A 917-nucleotide genomic window follows, 5' to 3' on the forward strand; every position below is an offset into this window, starting at 1 on the left:
CTTATGTGATAGCCCACGATTTTTCTTGAGTAAGCGTCCGTCACTAAACTGAGATAAGTACTACCACGCCGCGTTGCTAGATAAGTAATATCGGCAACCCATAATTGCTCTGGTCTTTCCGGTATTAAGCCTTCTTTGACACGATTCGGATGGCAGTAAAAGCGATGATTACTGTTTGTGGTTCGATGATAAGCCCTTCGATTCTGCACTAATAATCGATTCATTCTCAGCAGAGAGAATAAGCGGTCTCGCCCTATTTCAATATCGTTCTGAGCAAGTAAATACTTGATCTTACGAGTTCCTATACGAGGGTGCATCATCCTTTGCTCCTTCACAAAACCGAGTACTGATTCATCTTTCTTTGTCTGATGAATTTCTGCAACACAGCGCTTGTAGAAAGCTTGTCGTGTAATACCTATGAAGTGACAAGCTTTAGTGACGGTCAACTTTCTGACCGTTTTTTCCTTAATAACTCGGCCTTGCGCTTCTTTGAGATTCGGACACCGAAATCTCGATCCATGACTTTTACAACCGCTTCAAAGAACTCAGCTTTGAGCTGAGTCTCTTCTAATTGCTGCTCGAGTTCTTTGATTCGTTGCTCTGGGGTTTGAGTTGAGGAAGAGTTTGACATAGTCGCTCCTAACGCTCTCGATTGTTCTATTCCTTTAGACCAATCTAGTTGACCATGTTTACGAAGCCAAACTAAAACGGTAGAGCGACCTTGGATCCCATAACGTTCTTGAGCTTGCTTATAAGTCATTTCGCCTTTTTCAACTTGGCTTACGACTGCCAATTTAAAGGCAAGAGAATAATCTCGTTGAGTACGTCTACTTGTTGTTTTCATGACACTCTCCAATTTCATGTTGGAAATGTGTCAACCATATTTAGGACGGTACAACAGGCACAAAAAAGCCCAC

The 917-nt window shown here is 42.2% G+C and carries 1 pseudogene; it reads right to left on the minus strand.

Annotation, left to right across the window (positions count from 1 at the left end):
• Positions 1-844: pseudogene (locus tag AB4496_RS16330) on the minus strand (IS3 family transposase); the annotation flags it as partial.
• Between the last annotated feature and the right edge of the window lie 73 nt (positions 845-917).

It is taken from the genome of Vibrio sp. 10N.222.46.A1 (assembly GCF_041473595.1).
GTDB lineage: Bacteria > Pseudomonadota > Gammaproteobacteria > Enterobacterales > Vibrionaceae > Vibrio > Vibrio tasmaniensis_A.